Raw genomic sequence first — 18,266 nt, 5'->3', positions numbered from 1 at the left:
TTGATATTATTCGATTTTCAGGCGCAGAACGATGTCCTGATCGTAATTGCCGAAGCCCTTGCCGAAGATATTGATGCCGCCTGGATGGGAAGCGTCGTCCTCGATACCGATGCGCACGCGAATGGAGTGATGGCTGGCAAGATCGAGATCGGCCAGCGTCACATCGGAAATCTGCACGCCATCGACGAAGGTGCCGTCCGGTCCGACGCGCCAGTTCTTCAGCTTGCCATATTGCGAGCCCTTGAGCTTCCACCAGTCTGGCGTATAGACGCCACGCTTATCGCCGAAATCTCCGGGCGAGGTCCACACGCCGACCTTCTTGCCGTTGATGGTCAGCGTTATGTCAGACGGCCAGTCGGCGCTGGTTCCTGGCACTTCCGAGCTCAGCTCCACCGCCACTTCAAGCTCGCGAATTGCGGTGTTGGAAAGTTTGGCATTGTTGGGGAACTGATATTCCACATGGCCACGGGTAAACCAGATCAGCCCCGCCTTCATCCGGTCCGGATCCAGAAGTGCATTCGGAACATCGAGAAGGCCGATGATACCATCTGGTGAACAGAGCCCGCAGGGTGCCGTCACCTCGAAGCCGGTGTAAAGACCCACTGGCATGGCCACCTCGATCATGTCCTTGCGCGGCTCTCGCACCTCGCTTTTGAAGACGACAACAACCTCTTCCACCGTGGCGCGACAGATTTTCTGGCTTCCCTTGCGCGCTTTCTGCGTCTCGCTCTGCAGCAGACCGGCATCTTCCAGAATCTGGATGTGGGTGGAAACCGTCGATTGCGGCAGGTCCAAAGCCGCCGCCATGTCGTTGACATTCATAGGGCCGCGATCGTGCAGCATTTTCAGCATGATCGCTCGCGTCGGCGAGGCAATGCCCTTCAACACGGCGTGGTCGGTCTCGGGATCGATGATCAGGAATTTTTTCGTCATGGCGCTTTTACATTCGGATTTTCCGATTTGTATCGCGCTTTCTGATAATTGAAAAGTCGCTACTTCCTGTCTGCCCGATCCCGTTTAGAGGCGGTAAGGCTGAAATAGGCTTGCAGGAGCACGGATACGAAAAATCCGACGGCAGCGAGAGCGGTATAGGCTACGAGGCGATTGGAGAGCGTGTACCATCCGCACAGGATCGCTACGGCATTCATTCCCATCAGAGCTGCAACGACGCCAAAAAAGCAGATTGCTGCTTTCCACGGACCTGAGGCGGCGCTGACGAAGCGCCTCAGCCCAGATGAGGTGCGATTGCTCATTCGTCTACCTTTATTACATAGTCCTGTTTCTATCGCGCCCGAACTCATCCTCGGAGCGAAGGGAACTCATGCCGCACTGGCTCTTCGCCACGGTGCATCCTGGCTTGCTGCTTCGAACGCCAGCGACGTGGTCCTGTCTGAGGTATATTGCGGTCTGGCGCAGGGCGGGACAATAAAGAAAAAGGCCCTGCAATATTTTGCAAGGCCTTGATTTCTTTGAATTCGGATGGTGGGCGTGACAGGGATTGAACCTGTGACCCCTACGATGTCAACGTAGTGCTCTCCCGCTGAGCTACACGCCCTCCGTTGCGGCGCATAAATCACATAACCGAATGAAGCGTCAACTGCCTTTTTCGATTTTGTGACAGGTTTTTTTGAAACCCTTACGCCACAAGGAGTTTGTTGACCTCGTCGACGAGGTCGCGAAGGTGGAATGGCTTGGAAAGCACCTTGGCATCCTTCGGCGCCTTCGAATCAGCATTCAAAGCAACCGCTGCGAAACCGGTGATGAACATGACCTTGAGGTCGGGATCGAGTTCGGTGGCGCGGCGCGCAAGCTCGATGCCGTCCATTTCCGGCATGACGATATCGGTCAAAAGCAGTGAGAAAGGCTCTTCGCGAAGCCGATCATAGGCGCTTGCACCATTATCGAAGGACGAGACCTTGTATCCGGCCTTTTCAAGCGCCTTCACCAGGAAGCGGCGCATGTCATTGTCGTCTTCGGCGAGAAGAATTTTCTGAACCATATAAGTGACCGTAACTACAGAATTATTGGGATACCCTATCGCGATTGTACCATTGTCGGAGTAAATATCATGTGAATGGTAGAATCACGAGAGGGTGACTGCCTGCCAGTATGGACTTGCACTGGCGCAACTGGCAACATGATGCGTCTGGCAGAATTATGACATGGTAAACGGGACGGCATGGACTGGGTGACGGGCGAATATGAGCTGTTCGAGGTGTGCGAGCCAGCGGTGCACAGCATTCCCTTCGTCTATAATTCACCCCATAGCGGCCGCTGTTACCCCGTTTCCTTTCTTGAATCCTCGCGGCTCGATTCCTACGAAATCCGCCGCTCGGAAGATTGCTTCGTCGATGAGCTTTTTGCGTGCGCTCCTGATATCGGCGCGCCGCTGCTGAAGGCCAATTTCCCCCGCGCCTATCTGGATGTCAACCGCGAGCCCTATGAGCTCGATCCTCGCATGTTCGACGGCGCACTGCCATCTTACGCCAATATCGGCTCCATGCGCGTTGCAGGCGGTCTTGGCACCGTGCCGCGCATCGTGGCGGAGAACATGGATATCTACGCGCACCGCCTATCGGTGGAGGAGGGGTTGTCGCGTGTCGAGGGCATCTACAAGCCCTACCATGCGTGCCTGCGCCGCCTCGTCTCGCGCACCCATGCCACGCATGGCATGGCGGTGCTGATCGACTGCCATTCCATGCCTGGCAATATCCGCCTTGCCGGATCGAACATCCGCCCCGACATCATCATCGGCGATCGTTACGGCACCAGCGCCTCTGCGGAGATTTCCCGTGCGGCCCTGCATTTCCTTGAAGAGCTTGGCTTCAACGCCGTGTGCAACAAGCCCTATGCCGGCGGTTTCATCACCGAGCATTACGGCCGGCCGATCCGCTCGCTGCATGCGTTGCAGATCGAGGTAAATCGCGCACTCTATGTGGACGAAAAGACCTTTCTGAAGGCGGCGGATTTCCCGGCCATGCAATCGGCCCTGGGAATCTTCATGCGTCAGATGGCGGGTTTCGTCTCGGAATATGTGATCGATATGGCCTTTGCGGCCGAATAAAGCTTTTTTCATCCTGAACAGGACGCCTGGACGTCTCGCGCCGCTCTGGGCTGAGCGCAAAAAAAACCGCGCCTTCGCGCGGTTAAGTCTAGGGAGGAAACACCCAAGGAGGGTATTTACAGTCAAAGACTGTGCTCCCCATCCTAGATAAAAATGCACAATTGTCAATCATTATAATTACTTGTATAAATTATAGGCAATATTTAGGTGTTTGCATGTATGGTGGACTGGCATTTCTTGGGCATGCCTATTCTGCAGGCAATAGGTGCCTCACGTAAGTGGAGTGGACGAGTCGCGCAGAACCGCGCTATGTGATTCTCCAGCCAATTACAGATGCCGGGGATTTTCATGCTGCCAGATCGCGACTTCTTCTTCCGCCTCGCCGATGCCGCCAAGGAGGAGACGCTGCCCCGGTTTCGCACCGGTATCGCTGTCGATAACAAGCAGGCTGGCGGTTACGATCCCGTAACTGAGGGCGACCAGGCAGCCGAAGCGGCAATCCGCGCACTGATCACCGAGCGTTTTCCCGATCACGGCATCCTTGGCGAGGAGCATGGCAGCATCGGGCTCGACCGCGAGCATGTCTGGGTGATCGATCCGATCGACGGCACCCGCGCCTTCATCTCCGGCGTGCCGGTCTGGGGAACGCTGATCGGTTTCCAATCCGGCGGTCGCGCCAGAATGGGCCTAATGGACCAGCCCTTTACCGGCGAGCGCTATTACGCCGATGGGGAGAAGGCATGGTACAAGGGGCCGGAGGGCGAAAAAGAGATCAGGACGCGGGCCTGCAGCTCGCTTTCGGATGCCATTCTCTTTACCACCTCGCCCCATATCTTCACGCCAATGGAGGCCGAACGTTACGGCAAGGTGCAGGACAAGGTTCGCCTGTTCCGCTATGGCGTGGATTGCTATGCCTATGCTTTGCTGGCTGCCGGCCATGTGGATCTCGTCATCGAATCCGGCCTGAAGCCCTATGATGTCGGTGCGCTGATCCCGATCATCGAACAGGCAGGCGGCATCATCACCACCTGGGATGGCGCACGGCCAGAAGAGGCAGGGCGGATCATCGCTGCAGGCAGCAAGGCCGTGCATGAAGAGGCGCTCGCGCTGCTTTCCGGGCTCTGATCTTCTGTCCAGTCCGGTTTATTCCTCCGGCGCGAAAAAGGCGTCGATCGCCGCAAGCGCCTGAGCACGATAGATGTCGCGTTCCTGGAAGAGTTCGTGGCGCGCGCCGATCACCGGGATGAGTTGCGCTGCCCGGAAATTGCGCGACAATTCCTCCTGCGCCGCATAGGGCGTGATGGTATCGAGAACCGGCGCCAACAACAAAGTTGGAATGGTGATGTGGGTAAGGTGATCCTGCCGCGTCACTTTCGGCATGATCTTCATCACCTCATAGACCCAGCGAGCGGTCGGCCTGCCGATGAAAAGCTCCGGGTGGCTACCGATCATGGCGATGTTGCGGGCGAAGCGCTCGGCATCGGATGTCAGCGGGTTGCCGTCGAAATCCCGCTCTCGCTGGTCTTTGCCCAATTGCTTGCCGCCGAAGCCCGTCAGGGTCAGCGCTGTTGCAATCGCCTTGACCCATCGTGGCGAAACGGACTGGCCGCTAAGGGCGATAAAGGGCGAGCAGAGCGCCATGCGCTCGATGCGATTGGAGAGTTGCGGGGCCATGGACAAGGCGATCAAGCCGCCCGTGGAATGCGCCATGAGGAAGAATGGCAGCCGCGTGTCCGGTAGCACGACCTGTTCCAGAAACAGCGACACGTCCTTCTGATAATCGGAAAAGCGCCGCACGTAACCGGCATCCGCCTTTTTCAATAACCGCTCCGAACCACCCTGGCCGCGCGTATCGAAGGTCGCGACCCAGAAGCCCTTCACCGTCAGATCGCGGATTGTCTCGAAGTATTTCTCGATCGTTTCATTGCGACCGTGCAGCAGCACGATGGTTCCGCGCGCGACCGTCTGTTCCGAGCGAAAAATCGCATAACGCAGTTTCTTCCCGCCTTGACCTTCGAAAATTCCGACATGGTGGTTGCCGGGCACGGTATTGCCTTTGGTCTCATGGAGAATGGCTTCGGTCATCGATATCCTGCCTGGGGCAAATCGTGGTCGCACGAGAGCGTCCTGCGGCTTTTTTACACGCACAAAGGACGCTCTATCCTCTTTAAATCTACGCATCGTGTTTTGTGAAAATCGAATCCGATTTCCGGGCCGATGCTGTAGAGATATCTGAAGGGGATAGGTTGAGCGCCCGCATGCGTCAAAGGAAATATGCGCCATCAGAAAAATTGCCGGAACCGTCGGTCTTAGCAGTCGCGGTTCCGGCCAGTCGGACGGAAGGAGAAGGGACGATGCTCTTCCGCCCTCGAAGTTGCCTTCGATGAGACGTTTCTAGCGGTGCGAAAATGAACGCATCCGGAACCTCGTATTCAGCCATCATTCAGGTGATACGATCTCGAAAATTTTTCCTCTTGAACTGACAAAACAGCATTCCCACTTATTGCTCACGGTCGCCAGAACGGGGCCGTATCCAGGTCTCTCTCATCGCCAGAATGGGATGGAGAGTCGCCACCGCAAACAGTCGCTTCTAAGGAGGACACCATGCGTCACGTTGATTTTTCCCCCCTGTACCGCTCCACTGTCGGTTTCGACCGCCTGTTCTCGATGCTCGACAGCATCGGCCAGCCCGAGCAGGCGCAGGCCTATCCGCCCTACAATATCGAGCGCACCGGCGAGAATGCCTACCGCATCACCATGGCGGTTGCCGGTTTCGATGAAAACGAAATCAGCATCGAATCCCGCGCCAATGTGCTGACCGTCAAGGCCGAGAAGGCCGAAGACACGAAGGCATCCGAGGGCGACTTCCTGTATCGCGGCATTGCCACGCGCGCCTTCGAGCGCCGCTTCCAGCTTGCCGACCATGTGGAAGTGCAGAATGCTTCGCTGAAGAACGGTCTTCTCCACATCGACCTTCTTCGCAACATTCCCGAAGCCATGAAGCCGCGCCGCATCGCGATTGCGACCGACGTCTCGGACGCACCGAAGCAGATCGAGGCACAGGTAACGCCAACCCAGGTGAACTAAGCTAAGGGTTAGCCCAGAATGAGAAGACGGCTCCCGCAAGGGGGCCGTCTTTTTTTGCGTCTACGGATGGGCGAAGCTCACTCTGGCGTAAGCCTCGTGCCGCGCTCAGCCGCCTTAGAGCGTTTCCTTGTTAAATAGAAACGTTCTGCCGGAGCAGGTTTTCGTCAGGGCAAAGGCGATTGGCGAAGGGCATACCCAAAGGTACGGTCGAGCCGATCGCCTTTGATCCTGGCGGAAAGATGACCGGCCCTTCGGGTTGGTTGAAACGGGCCACCTGCTTGCCCGGACGGCTTGGCCGTATGCGTTGGCTACGGCACGCGCCGCCCGGACAATCAGTCGATCCCGTTTGAACCAACAGAACTGTTTCTATTTAACAAGGAAACGCTCTACGATGCCGTCTTGGCGGCGATGGCAGCGGCCTCGGGCGCGTCTGCCGCCGGTGCAGCAATCTTTGCAGCCTCCGCTTCCTTCGCCTTCTTGGCATAGCGCTGCGCAATCACGGCGCAGGCCATCAGCTGGATCTGGTGGAAGAGCATGATGGGCAGGACGATGGCGCCGATGCTTTGGCCGGCAAAGATGGCGCCAGCCATCGGCACGCCGCTTGCGAGGCTCTTCTTCGATCCGCAGAAGGTAATGGTGATCTCGTCTTCCTTCTTGAAGCCGAGCAAACGGCTGCCGAACATGGTGAAGCACAAAACAAGCGTCAGGAGCACGATGTTGATGCCGATGACCACGGCAATATCGCGCAGCGTAAACTGATGCCAGATGCCTTCCACGACGGCATCACTGAAGGCCAGATAGACGACCATCAGGATCGAGCCGCGATCAACGGGGGCCAGAAGCGTCTTGCGGGCGCGTATCCAGTTGCCGATCCACGGTTGAAGAGCCTGACCGGCAATGAAGGGAAGCAGCAGCTGCAGGAAAATCTGGCCAAAGGCATCGAGCGAAAAGCCGCCGCCGTGGCCGCCGACGGTAAAGAGGAAGCCGACGAGCAAAGGCGTCAGGAACATGCCGAAAATATTGGAAGCCGAGGCTGCGCAGATCGCCGCCGGGACATTGCCGCCCGCCATGGAGGTGAAGGCAATCGAGGACTGCACTGTGGACGGCAGAACGCATAGAAACAGCACGCCCATATAGAGCGGCTGCGGCAGGATGCTGTCTGGAATGTAACCGAGCGCGATGCCGACCAGCGGGAAGATACCAAAGGTGACGAGAAGGATGACGAGGTGAAGCCGCCAGTGCAGCATGCCCGCCAGTACCACATCACGTGACAGACGTGCGCCATGCAGGAAGAAGAGTAGCGCAATGGCGCATTTCGTCGCGATGGAGAAATAATGTGCAGGCTCCCCGCTGATCGGCAGCAGCGACGCGAGGATGACGGTGGCGACCAGCATCAATGTGAAGCGGTCTGGCAGGAAGCGGCTCATGACGCGGCCTTTCTAGAACGTGGTGCGCAAGACGGCTTTTCGCCTTGCAATCGGGAAATCCGCCGAACCGGGCTCAAGCGCGAAAAGAGCGAAAGATCCCTCAGCGCCGCCAGCCAGCTTGCGGATTGTAATCGGCTGCACTATCGCTCATCATGAAATCAGATGCAAAAACTAACAGTTATCATGTTTTGAGATAGCCATGCTGAACCTGCAACATCTCGCCAGTTTCGTAACGCTGGAGCAGACAATGAGTTTCACCCAAGCCGCAGAGCGGTTGGGGATTGGCCAGTCGACAGTCAGCCAGCACATCCAACGCCTGGAAGCTTCACTCGGCCAGCAACTGATCGCCCGCGATACGCATCGCGTACGACTGACGCCGGAGGGCGAGGCGCTGTTAGGCTATGCGCGCAAGATGCTGGATCTCAACAACAAGGTCGCCACCCTCTTTGGTGAGAGCAGTCTGCGTGGTCGGCTGCGCCTTGGCGTCTCGGAGGATTTTGTCGCAAGCCGTCTCACCGTCATTCTGGAAGAGTTTACCAGGCTTTATCCGCTGGTCGATCTGGAGCTGACGGTCTCGCTTTCTGGCGTTCTCTATCAAATGCAGGACAATGGCGAGCTCGATGTCGTGCTGGCCAAGCGCAGACTTGGCGATCAACTTGGCCATTTCCTTTATCGCGAGCCACTGGTGTGGCTCGCCAAGGATCCGGATGCGATCCTTGCGCGCACAGAAGCGCTACCGCTCATCGCCTTTCCGCCGCCCAGCATCACGCGCAAAGCCGCGCAAGAAGCGCTCGATCGGGTAGGCGTTGCCTGGCGGATCGTCTGCACTTGCGGAAGTCTCAGTGGGCTGACGGCTGCCGCCCGCGCAGGCATGGGCGTTCTCGTCCAACCCCGCAGCATGGCGCCATCTGGCCTGCGTGAACTACCTCACGGAAGCTTGCCATCGCTGGAAGACGTGGAGTTCGTGCTGCAGCCGCGCAAGGGCGCGGATGCAGAACTGGTGCGGGCGCTGTCATCGCTGGTCACGGCAAAGGGCATGGTGCCGGGCAGTTTTGCGTGAAAGCCCAGCAGCTTTTTCTTAAGCCCCGCCGCAAATTCGCAAAAAGGCGTCTACGTCGCTTTCCTCTGTTGCAAAGCTCGTCACGAGGCGGATGAGCTGTTCGTTCTCGCCGACCTCCTGCTGCATATCGTGTGGTGTTGGCCACTCGTAGAAGCTCGCTCCTGAGTCGCGGGCGGCCTTGGCGCTCTGCTTGTCCAGCACGACGAAGAGTTCGTTGGATTGGGTGGGCCAGGCAAGGCGGGCACTGTTGGAGGCGGAAAGACCCTCACGCAGGCGGTTGGCCATCGCGTTGGCGTGGGCGGCAAGCTCCAGCCACAGGTCATTGTGGAAATAGGCGTCGAATTGTGCAGCCATGAAGCGTGTCTTGGAGAAAAGCTGGGCGGAGCGCTTGCGAATGAAGGGCAGGTCCTCTGCCATTTTCGGATCCATGTAGACGATGGCTTCCGCGCACCAGCAGCCGTTCTTCGTCGCGCCGAAGGAGAGAATATCGACGCCGCGCTTCCAGGTCATTTCGGCAGGCGTCGTGTCGAGCGCGGTCAGCGCATTGGCAAAGCGCGCGCCATCCATATGCAACGGGACGCCGGCGCTCTTGGCGATTTCCGAAATCGCCGAAATCTCGTCGAGTTCGTAGATCGTGCCCTGCTCGGTCGCTTGAGTCATGGTCACCAGCATCGGCTGGCCTTGGTGAATGGAGCCGGGCGGAAAGCGGTCGATGGCGGCTTTCAGGTTCTTTGGCAGCATCTTGCCGTTTGGCCCTGCCACCGGCATCAGCCGCGAGGCGTTGGAGAAGTAGATCGGCGCGCCGCATTCATCCTCGATCACATGCGCTTCGGAATGGCAGAAGGCGATGCCGCCGGGACGCGCCACACTTGCAAGCGCCAGCGAGTTGGCAGCGGTGCCGGTGCCGACGAAGAAGACGGCGACCTCGCGCTCAAATATTTCGTTGAACTTCTTCTCGATTGCCTTGTCCAGTTCGCTCGTGCCGTAAGCGGCAGCAAAGCGGGTGGATTCCTTCATCAAACGCTCGTTGATGGCCGGGTGGGCGCCAGCCCAGTTATCGGAGGCAAAAATCATCGTCAGCACTTTCAAGCAGGTTGCGGGCAGGAATGTCGCGCGGTTGATATGATCAGCGAGGATAGGTCCGAGGTTTTACGAGCATATTTCAGCCAAGGCAAATGCGGTAATGAAAGCAATCATTTCTGCGTCCCGGAGGAAGAAAATTACGCGATCCTTCATTTGGTTGAAATTTCACGTCATAAAGCGTGTCTATAAATTAACGGCATCCCCTTGCGGAAGGTGGGTGTTTCTGTCATTGTTCAGACAGAATTAAGACAGCAATGCTGTCCTAAATTGGAATGCGGAGACGGATTTGGCTTCTGAGATGAGGGCCAGATCGGCCTCCGCCTCTCTGCGTGACACCATGCAACGAGTTTGCAGGAGGGATGACAATGACCATACGGCTTGAAGGCGAAAACGCCCAGGCACTTCTAACGAATGACTGTCCGAGCAACGCGTCGGAGGCGACGTCGCCTCGCGCGACGATCGGCGGTCTTCCGGCCAAGCAGGGTCTTTATGATCCACGCAACGAGCACGACGCCTGCGGCGTCGGCTTCGTTGCCCATATGAAGGGTCAGAAGTCGCACCAGATCGTCAAGGATGGTCTCTTCATCCTCGAAAACCTCACGCATCGCGGCGCCGTCGGTGCTGACCCGTTGATGGGCGATGGCGCTGGCATTCTCGTGCAAATCCCTGACCGCTTCTTCCGTGAGGAAATGGCCAAGCAGGGTGTGACGCTGCCGAAGGCTGGCGAATATGCCGTTGGCCACATCTTCTTTCCGCGCGATCCGGAACGCATTGAGCACTACAAGAAGGTTATCGTCGATGTGATCGGCGAAGAGGGCCAGCAGTTCCTCGGCTTCCGCGATGTGCCGGTCGACAATGCCTCGCTTTCGAAGGCTGCTGACATTGCTGCCACCGAGCCGCATCACGTGCAGGTCTTCATTGGTGCGGGCCGCGATGCCGCTACCAATGCCGAGTTCGAACGCCGTCTGTTCCTTATCCGCAAGGTTCTGTCCAACCGCATCTATGACGCCGGCGGCGGCAAGGAAGCGCAGGATTTCTATCCTGTGTCGCTTTCCTCCTCGACCATCGTCTACAAGGGCATGTTCCTGGCCTATCAGGTCGGCGCTTATTACAAGGATCTCTCCGACCCGCGCTTCGAAAGCGCCGTCGCGCTTGTTCACCAGCGCTTCTCCACCAACACCTTCCCGTCGTGGAAGCTCGCCCACCCGTATCGCATGGTTGCCCATAACGGCGAAATCAACACGCTGCGTGGCAACGTTAACTGGATGGCGGCGCGCCAGGCCTCCGTTTCCTCCGCTCTCTTCGGCGACGACATTTCCAAGCTCTGGCCGATCTCCTACGAAGGTCAGTCGGATACGGCCTGCTTCGACAACGCGCTGGAATTCCTGGTGCGCGGTGGCTACTCCATGGCTCATGCCGTCATGATGCTGATCCCCGAAGCATGGGCTGGCAATCAGTCCATGAGTGCCGAACGCAAGGCGTTCTACGAGTATCACGCGGCCCTGATGGAGCCATGGGATGGCCCGGCAGCTGTTGCCTTTACCGATGGCAAGCAGATCGGCGCGACGCTCGACCGTAACGGTCTGCGTCCAGCCCGTTATCTCGTCACCGATGACGACCGCATCATCATGGCATCCGAAGCCGGCACGCTGCCGGTGCCGGAAGAGCGCATCGTCAAGAAGTGGCGTCTGCAGCCCGGCAAGATGCTGCTGATCGACATGGAAAAGGGCGAAATCATCTCGGATGAGGACGTCAAGCACGAGCTTGCCGCCAAGCACCCGTACCGCAACTGGCTCGATCGCACCCAGCTGATCCTGGAAGACCTGAAGCCGGTTGAGCCGCGCGCGCTGCGTCGCGACGTATCGCTGCTCGACCGCCAGCAAGCCTTCGGTTACACCAGCGAAGACACCAAGCTTCTGATGTCTCCGATGGCGACCACCGGTCAGGAAGCCGTCGGCTCCATGGGTACCGATACGCCGATTTCGGCCATGTCGGAAAAGTCCAAGCTGCTCTACACCTACTTCAAGCAGAACTTCGCGCAGGTCACCAACCCGCCGATCGATCCGATCCGTGAAGAGCTGGTGATGAGCCTTGTCTCCTTCATCGGCCCGCGTCCGAACATTCTGGACCATGAAGGTGCGGCGCGTGCCAAGCGTCTGGAAGTGCGCCAGCCAATCCTGACCAATGGCGATCTGGAAAAGATCCGCTCCATCGGCCACACGGAAGACCGATTCGATACCAAGACACTCGACTTCACCTATGATGTGGAGCGTGGCGCTGAAGGCATGCCGGACATGCTCGACCGTCTGTGCGAGCGGGCAGAATCTGCCGTGCGCGGCGGTTACAACATCATCGTTCTGTCCGACCGTCAGGTCGGTCCGGATCGCATTGCGATCCCGGCGCTGCTCGCAACCGCTGCCGTTCACCATCACCTGATCCGCAAGGGTCTGCGCACCTCGGTCGGTCTCGTCGTCGAAACCGGCGAGCCGCGCGAAATCCACCATTTCTGCCTGCTGGCCGGTTATGGAGCGGAAGCGATCAATCCCTATCTCGCCTTCGACACGCTGCTCGACATGCACAAGCATGGCGCGTTTCCGAAGGAAGTGTCGGACGACGAAGTGGTCTATCGCTACATCAAGGCGGTGGGTAAGGGCATTCTCAAGGTCATGTCCAAGATGGGCATTTCCACCTACCAGTCCTATTGCGGCGCGCAGATTTTCGACGCCATCGGCCTGTCGTCGGAATTCGTCGAGCAATACTTCTTCGGCACCGCCACCACCATCGAAGGCGTGGGCCTGAAGGAAATTGCCGAAGAAACCGTGGCACGCCACACGGCGGCTTTCGGCAAGGACCCGATCCTTGCGAACACGCTCGATATCGGTGGCGAATATGCCTATCGCATGCGCGGCGAAAGCCACGCCTGGAGCCCGGATTCGGTTGCCACCCTGCAGCATGCCGTGCGCGGCAACAGCCAGGAGCGTTACCGCGAATTCGCCGAGATGGTGAATGACAGCAACCTTCGCATGAACACCATTCGTGGCCTGTTCAAGATCAAGAGCGCCGAGCAGCTCGGTCGCAAGCCGATCTCAGTCGATGAGGTTGAGCCAGCCGTCGATATCGTCAAGCGCTTCTCCACCGGTGCCATGTCCTTCGGCTCGATCAGCCGTGAGGCGCATACCACGCTTGCGATTGCGATGAACCGCATCGGCGGCAAGTCCAACACGGGCGAAGGCGGCGAAGAGTCCGACCGTTACATGCCGCTTCTCAACGGCCAGCCGAACCCGGAACGCTCGGCCATCAAGCAGATCGCCTCTGGCCGCTTCGGTGTGACGACGGAATATCTCGTCAATGCCGACATGCTGCAGATCAAGGTCGCGCAGGGTGCAAAGCCCGGCGAAGGCGGCCAGCTGCCCGGCCACAAGGTGGATGCGACGGTTGCCAAGACGCGCCACTCTACGCCGGGCGTCGGCCTGATTTCGCCGCCGCCGCACCACGACATCTACTCGATCGAAGATCTGGCACAGCTGATCTACGACCTGAAGAACGTCAACCCTGAAGCCGACGTGTCCGTCAAGCTCGTCTCCGAAGTGGGTGTCGGCACGGTTGCTGCCGGTGTCGCCAAGGCGCGCGCCGACCATATCACCGTGTCCGGCTTCGATGGCGGCACGGGAGCGTCGCCGCTCACCTCGCTGAAGCATGCCGGTAGCCCATGGGAAATCGGTCTTGCCGAAACCCAGCAGACGCTGGTGCTGAACGGTCTTCGTTCGCGCATCGCGCTGCAGGTGGATGGCGGCCTGAAGACCGGCCGTGACGTCATTATCGGTGCGCTTCTGGGCGCCGACGAGTTCGGCTTTGCGACGGCTCCGCTGATTGCGGCGGGCTGCATCATGATGCGCAAGTGCCATCTGAACACCTGCCCCGTGGGCGTTGCAACGCAGGACCCGGTTCTGCGCAAGCGTTTCAAGGGCACGCCGGAGCACGTCATCAACTACTTCTTCTTCGTGGCCGAAGAAGTGCGCGAAATCCTCGCTTCGCTTGGTGTTTCCAGGCTGGACGAGATCATCGGCGCTTCGGAGCTGCTGGAGAAGGATGAGATGCTGGCGCACTGGAAGGCACGCGGGCTCGATTTCAGCCGCATCTTCCACAAGGTGGAAGCGCCGAAGGAAGCGACTTACTGGACCGAGCGCCAGAAGCACCCTATCGACGACATTCTCGACCGCAAGCTGATCGAGAAGTCCATGCCGTCGCTGGAAAACCGCGAGCCGGTGGTCTTCGAAGTACCGATCAAGAACGTCGACCGTTCCGCTGGCGCGATGCTGTCTGGCGCGCTTGCCAAGCGTTGGGGCCATAAGGGCCTCAAGGACGATACGATCCATGTGACGCTGCGCGGCACGGCTGGTCAGTCCTTCGGCGCGTTCCTGGCACGCGGCATCACCTTTGATCTCGTCGGTGACGGCAACGACTATGTCGGCAAGGGGCTGTCTGGTGGTCGCATCATCGTGCGTCCGCCGGAAAATGCCCGCATCGTTGCGGAAAACTCGATCATCGTCGGCAATACCGTGCTTTACGGCGCGATCACCGGCGAATGCTACTTCCGCGGTGTGGCCGGCGAGCGTTTTGCCGTGCGCAACTCCGGTGCGATTGCCGTCGTCGAAGGCGTGGGCGACCATGGCTGCGAATATATGACAGGCGGCATTGTCGTGGTTCTGGGTGAAACCGGCCGCAACTTCGCAGCCGGCATGTCCGGTGGCGTGGCCTATGTTCTGGACGAGACCGGCGATTTCGCCAAGCGCTGCAACATGGCGATGGTCGAGCTGGAGCCGGTGCCGGAAGAAGACGACATGCTGGAAAAGCTGCACCACCACGGCGGCGACCTCATGCACAAGGGACGCGTGGACGTTTCCGAGGACATGACACGTCACGACGAGGAGCGCCTCTACCAGATGATCTCTAACCACTTCCACTACACCAACTCCACCCGCGCCAAGGATATCCTTGACCGCTGGAGCGAGTTCCGTCCGAAGTTCCGCAAGGTCATGCCGGTCGAGTACCGCCGTGCGCTTGAGGAAATGGAACGGCTGAAAATGGGGGTTGCGGCGGAGTAAATCCGCCGCGCGGCAATGGTTCATCGACTGATTTCGCTGCTCATCGCACTCGCCCCACCAGCGGCGACATGGGTAGCCAGCGGCGAAATCAGATTTGAGTTTATCGTGCTGGGGGCGATCATGGGCATCGCTTACTGGTACTGGGGTCCGAGCGGGACCCTGCTTTGATGTGAGGAAAGTAACATGGGCAAGGTTACAGGTTTTCTGGAGATCGATCGTCAGGTTGGCAAGTATCAGCCGGCGTCGGATCGTATTCGCCATTTCCGGGAATTCACCATTCCCATGTCGGATGCCGAGGTGCAGAAGCAGGCGGCGCGCTGCATGGACTGTGGCATTCCCTATTGCCACGGCCCGACCGGCTGCCCGGTGCATAACCAGATCCCAGACTGGAACGATCTGATCTATAACAACAATTGGGAGGAGGCGATCCGCAACCTCCATTCCACCAACAACTTCCCGGAGTTTACCGGCCGTGTCTGTCCCGCCCCTTGCGAGGAAGCCTGCACGCTGAACCTGGAAGATGCACCGGTCGCCATCAAGACGGTTGAACAGGCGATTGCCGACAAGGCCTATGAGCTTGGCTTTATCGTGCCGAAGCCTGCCACCGTTCATACCGGCAAGAAGGTCGCGATCATCGGCTCGGGTCCGTCTGGTCTTGCCGCTGCCCAGCAGCTCGGCCGCGCCGGTCACGAGGTGCATGTCTATGAGCGCGAAACCAAGGCCGGTGGCCTGCTGCGCTACGGCATTCCCGACTTCAAGATGGAGAAGAACTTCATCGATCGCCGCGTCGAGCAGATCAAGGGCGAGGGCGTGACCTTCCATTACGGCGTCAATGTCGGTGTCGACATGACGGTTGAGCAGCTGATGGCCGAGCATGATGCCGTGCTTTATTGCGGCGGCTCGGAAACCCCGCGTCCAGCCGGTATCGGCGGCACGGAGTTCCATGGCGTTCACGATGCCATGCCCTATCTGGTGCAGCAGAACCGCCGCGTCGGCCGCGAAAATATCGACAGCGTCGGCTGGCCGGCCGATCCGATCCTGGCAGGCGGCAAGCATGTCGTCGTCGTCGGTGGTGGCGATACGGCGTCCGACTGCGTCGGCACGGCGTTCCGTCAGGGAGCTGTCAAGGTAACCCAGCTCGACATCCGCCCGATGCCGCCGGAAAAGGAAGACAAGCTCGCGGTCTGGCCTTACTGGGCCACCAAGATGCGCACCTCGTCCTCGCAGGCCGAGGGTGCCGCACGTGAGTTTCAGGTGGCGACGCTCGAATTCGTGGGTGACGAAGACGGCGTGCTGACCGGCGTAAAATGCTGCCAGGTGGATGAGCGCCGCAAGCCGATCGCTGGCACGGAATTCATCATCAAGGCCGATCTCGCCTTTATCGCCATCGGCTTCTCCGGTCCCTTCACTGACAGCGTTCTGAAGGAGTTGGACGGCAAGCTGACGCTCAACACCGACCGCCGTGGCTCCACCAACGTCGTTGCCAATGACCGCGACTACAAGACCTCGATCGACAAGCTCTGGGCCGCCGGCGACGTGCGCCGTGGCCAGTCGCTGGTGGTCTGGGCCATCCGCGAAGGCCGCCAGGCTGCGCGCGCCATCGACGAGGCGCTGATGGGAAGCTCGATTCTGCCGCGCTGAGTGGTTGTCGGATAATCCCATGAAGATACGCCCGGGACGTCGTTCCGGGCGTTTTGCTTTATGCCGCCGCCATGAAGCGTTCGCGATAGGCCTGTGGGCTCACGCCGAAGCGGCGTTGGAACAGGCGGCGCAGGGTTTCTTCGCTGCCAAAACCGGCGCGGCGCGCAGCGCGCGAGACCGGCTGGGCCTGCTCCAGCAGACGCCTTGCGGTCTCCAGACGCATCTCCTCCAATGCCTTGGACGGCGTCACACCCGTCTGCTCGCGGTAGTGACGGGAGAAGCTGCGTAGGCTCATCCCCGCCTTGTCGGCAAGATCGGCAAGTGACAGATCCTGCGTGATGTTTTCCATCATCCAGGCATGCAAGCCGTCGAAGCGACCGCTTTCATCCTGAAGCGTCAGGGCTGCGCTGAACTGCGACTGACCGCCCGGGCGCTTGAGGAACACGACGAGCTGGCGCGCGACGGCCAGTGCCACCTCGCGGCCAAGGTCATTCTCCACCAATGCGAGAGCGAGGTCTATGCCTGCCGTCACGCCTGCAGAAGTCCAGATCGCTCCGTCCTGTATGAAGATCGGGTCCGGATCGAGACGGACCTTGGGAAAACGCTTTCGAAACTCGCCGCAGCGTTGCCAGTGCGTCACTGCCCGCCTGCCATCGAGGAGACCGGTACTGGCCAGCAGAAAAGCGCCGCTGCACACAGACGCCGTGCGTCGCGCCGTTTTGGAGCGCTGCGCGATCCAACTGACAAGTTGTTGATCTTCACAGGCGCGATAGACGCCCCAGCCACCCGGAACGATCAGCGTGTCTATCGGCTGGTCGCTGACGGGCAAAGGAGATGTGCCGATCGGCAATGCAGAGGATGTGACGATCGGATTGTCAGCGCCTACTGCGACCGGCTGATAGGGCGCTGGCTTTCCGGCGTGCAGACAGAAATCATTGGTCGAGGCAAAGACCTGCAAGGGGCCGGTGACATCCAGAAGCTGAACGTCCGGGAAGGCGAGGATTTCGATGCGGCGGGTCATTTTGGCCTGGAGCGTGGGATGAATGGCAATCTCGCCAAGTCATGCGCGCCTATCATTCCCTCGTCAACAGGAGAGTTAACATGACCTACCGCTTCGGCTTTCTCATCTTTCCGAATATCCAGCAGCTCGATCTGACCGGTCCATATGAGGTCTTTGCGTCGGCGAGCAACAGCGAGGTCCATCTGGTGTGGAAGGACAAGAGCCCGGTTCGCTCCGTAACGGGGCTGAGCTTCACGCCGGATGTCGATTTCAGCGACAGCCCACAATTCGACGTGCTCTGTATTCCGGGCGGTGGTGGGGTTAATGCGCTTCTCGAGGACGAGGCAGTGCTCGGCTTCATTCGTAGCCAGGCTGAGAAGGCGCGCTACGTCACCTCCGTCTGCACCGGTTCGCTCGTGCTGGGTGCTGCCGGTCTGCTGAAGGGAAAGCGCGCTGCAACGCACTGGAATGCGATGGATTTTCTGCCGCATTTTGGCGCGACCCCAGTTTATGAACGCGTGGTCAAGGATGGCAATCTCATCACCGCTGGCGGCGTCACCTCCGGCATCGATTTCGGTCTGTCGCTCATCTGCGAATTGATGGGGGAGGAGGAAGCCAAGATCGTGCAATTGTCGCTGGAATACGCACCGGCGCCGCCGTTCAATTCCGGCACCCCTCAGGAAGCGTCATCCGATATCGTTGAAAAAGCCAAGGCCCGCATTGCCCGGTCGCGTCAGGAGCGGGAGAGGTTGCTCATCGCTCGATAAGCGGCTTCATAGGAAGCTTGGCACAATAAAAA

Annotated in this window: 14 protein-coding genes and 1 tRNA gene; 7 read left to right on the top strand and 8 right to left on the bottom strand. The window is 59.1% G+C overall.

The window, feature by feature from the left end; genetic code table 11:
• Positions 1–6 precede the first annotated feature (6 nt).
• The 4 genes from ACQZ5M_RS17535 to cpdR all read right to left on the bottom strand — a co-directional run bounded on the left by ACQZ5M_RS17535 (position 7) and on the right by cpdR (position 1,999).
• Positions 7–933 (bottom strand): ArsR/SmtB family transcription factor, encoded by a 927-nt coding sequence (locus tag ACQZ5M_RS17535; protein ID WP_449080381.1) that lies wholly within the window; start codon positions 931–933, stop codon positions 7–9.
• Between the two features lie 59 nt (positions 934–992).
• On the bottom strand, positions 993–1,253 hold the full coding sequence (locus ACQZ5M_RS17530) for a hypothetical protein (protein ID WP_296102138.1): 261 nt from the start codon (positions 1,251–1,253) through the stop codon (positions 993–995).
• A gap of 227 nt (positions 1,254–1,480) precedes the next feature.
• Positions 1,481–1,555, bottom strand: a tRNA-Val gene (locus ACQZ5M_RS17525).
• A gap of 81 nt (positions 1,556–1,636) precedes the next feature.
• A complete protein-coding gene (gene cpdR, locus ACQZ5M_RS17520) occupies positions 1,637–1,999 on the bottom strand; it encodes a cell cycle two-component system response regulator CpdR (protein ID WP_027675545.1) in 363 nt (120 codons plus the stop codon).
• 180 nt (positions 2,000–2,179) lie between these two features.
• Between cpdR and ACQZ5M_RS17515 the strand changes: the two genes are divergently transcribed.
• Both ACQZ5M_RS17515 and hisN read left to right on the top strand, forming a co-directional pair.
• On the top strand, positions 2,180–3,064 hold the full coding sequence (locus ACQZ5M_RS17515; RefSeq protein WP_296040327.1) for an N-formylglutamate amidohydrolase: 885 nt from the start codon (positions 2,180–2,182) through the stop codon (positions 3,062–3,064).
• Between the two features lie 348 nt (positions 3,065–3,412).
• The gene (gene hisN, locus ACQZ5M_RS17510; protein ID WP_449080380.1) at positions 3,413–4,189 is read left to right on the top strand and encodes a histidinol-phosphatase; all 777 of its coding nucleotides are present in this window, start codon (positions 3,413–3,415) and stop codon (positions 4,187–4,189) included.
• Positions 4,190–4,207: 18 nt separating this feature from the next.
• Here the strand turns inward: hisN and ACQZ5M_RS17505 are convergent, their stop codons facing one another.
• On the bottom strand, positions 4,208–5,149 hold the full coding sequence (locus ACQZ5M_RS17505; protein ID WP_449080379.1) for an alpha/beta fold hydrolase: 942 nt from the start codon (positions 5,147–5,149) through the stop codon (positions 4,208–4,210).
• Positions 5,150–5,668: 519 nt separating this feature from the next.
• Between ACQZ5M_RS17505 and ACQZ5M_RS17500 the strand changes: the two genes are divergently transcribed.
• Positions 5,669–6,151: an Hsp20 family protein gene (locus ACQZ5M_RS17500; RefSeq protein ID WP_296013917.1), complete on the top strand. Its 483-nt coding sequence runs from the start codon at positions 5,669–5,671 to the stop codon at positions 6,149–6,151.
• Between the two features lie 386 nt (positions 6,152–6,537).
• Here the strand turns inward: ACQZ5M_RS17500 and ACQZ5M_RS17495 are convergent, their stop codons facing one another.
• Entirely contained in the window at positions 6,538–7,578 is a 1,041-nt protein-coding gene (locus ACQZ5M_RS17495; protein ID WP_449080378.1) for a bile acid:sodium symporter family protein, read from the bottom strand.
• Between the two features lie 199 nt (positions 7,579–7,777).
• Here ACQZ5M_RS17495 and ACQZ5M_RS17490 point away from each other — a divergent pair, with 199 nt between their 5' ends.
• On the top strand, positions 7,778–8,638 hold the full coding sequence (locus ACQZ5M_RS17490) for a LysR substrate-binding domain-containing protein (RefSeq protein WP_449080377.1): 861 nt from the start codon (positions 7,778–7,780) through the stop codon (positions 8,636–8,638).
• An 18-nt stretch (positions 8,639–8,656) separates the two neighbouring features.
• On the opposite strand, the gene ACQZ5M_RS17485 is transcribed toward ACQZ5M_RS17490, so the two are convergent.
• Positions 8,657–9,712 (bottom strand): threonine aldolase family protein, encoded by a 1,056-nt coding sequence (locus ACQZ5M_RS17485; protein WP_296073926.1) that lies wholly within the window; start codon positions 9,710–9,712, stop codon positions 8,657–8,659.
• 368 nt (positions 9,713–10,080) lie between these two features.
• Between ACQZ5M_RS17485 and gltB the strand changes: the two genes are divergently transcribed.
• Both gltB and ACQZ5M_RS17475 read left to right on the top strand, forming a co-directional pair.
• Positions 10,081–14,826, top strand: coding sequence for a glutamate synthase large subunit (gltB, locus tag ACQZ5M_RS17480; RefSeq protein ID WP_449080376.1), 4,746 nt, complete (start codon positions 10,081–10,083; stop codon positions 14,824–14,826).
• A 183-nt stretch (positions 14,827–15,009) separates the two neighbouring features.
• Positions 15,010–16,467: a glutamate synthase subunit beta gene (locus ACQZ5M_RS17475; protein ID WP_288426212.1), complete on the top strand. Its 1,458-nt coding sequence runs from the start codon at positions 15,010–15,012 to the stop codon at positions 16,465–16,467.
• A gap of 58 nt (positions 16,468–16,525) precedes the next feature.
• Here ACQZ5M_RS17475 and ACQZ5M_RS17470 read toward each other — a convergent pair whose 3' ends face one another.
• Positions 16,526–17,488, bottom strand: a complete 963-nt coding sequence (locus ACQZ5M_RS17470) for a GlxA family transcriptional regulator (protein ID WP_449080375.1) — start codon at positions 17,486–17,488, stop codon at positions 16,526–16,528.
• A gap of 80 nt (positions 17,489–17,568) precedes the next feature.
• Between ACQZ5M_RS17470 and ACQZ5M_RS17465 the strand changes: the two genes are divergently transcribed.
• Positions 17,569–18,234, top strand: coding sequence for a DJ-1/PfpI family protein (locus tag ACQZ5M_RS17465; RefSeq protein WP_296102148.1), 666 nt, complete (start codon positions 17,569–17,571; stop codon positions 18,232–18,234).
• Positions 18,235–18,266 lie beyond the last annotated feature (32 nt).

Source organism: Rhizobium sp. 22-785-1, assembly GCF_053521965.1.
The sequence above is the reverse complement of the archived record's forward strand: the minus strand, read 5'-3'. Positions and strand labels throughout refer to the sequence as shown.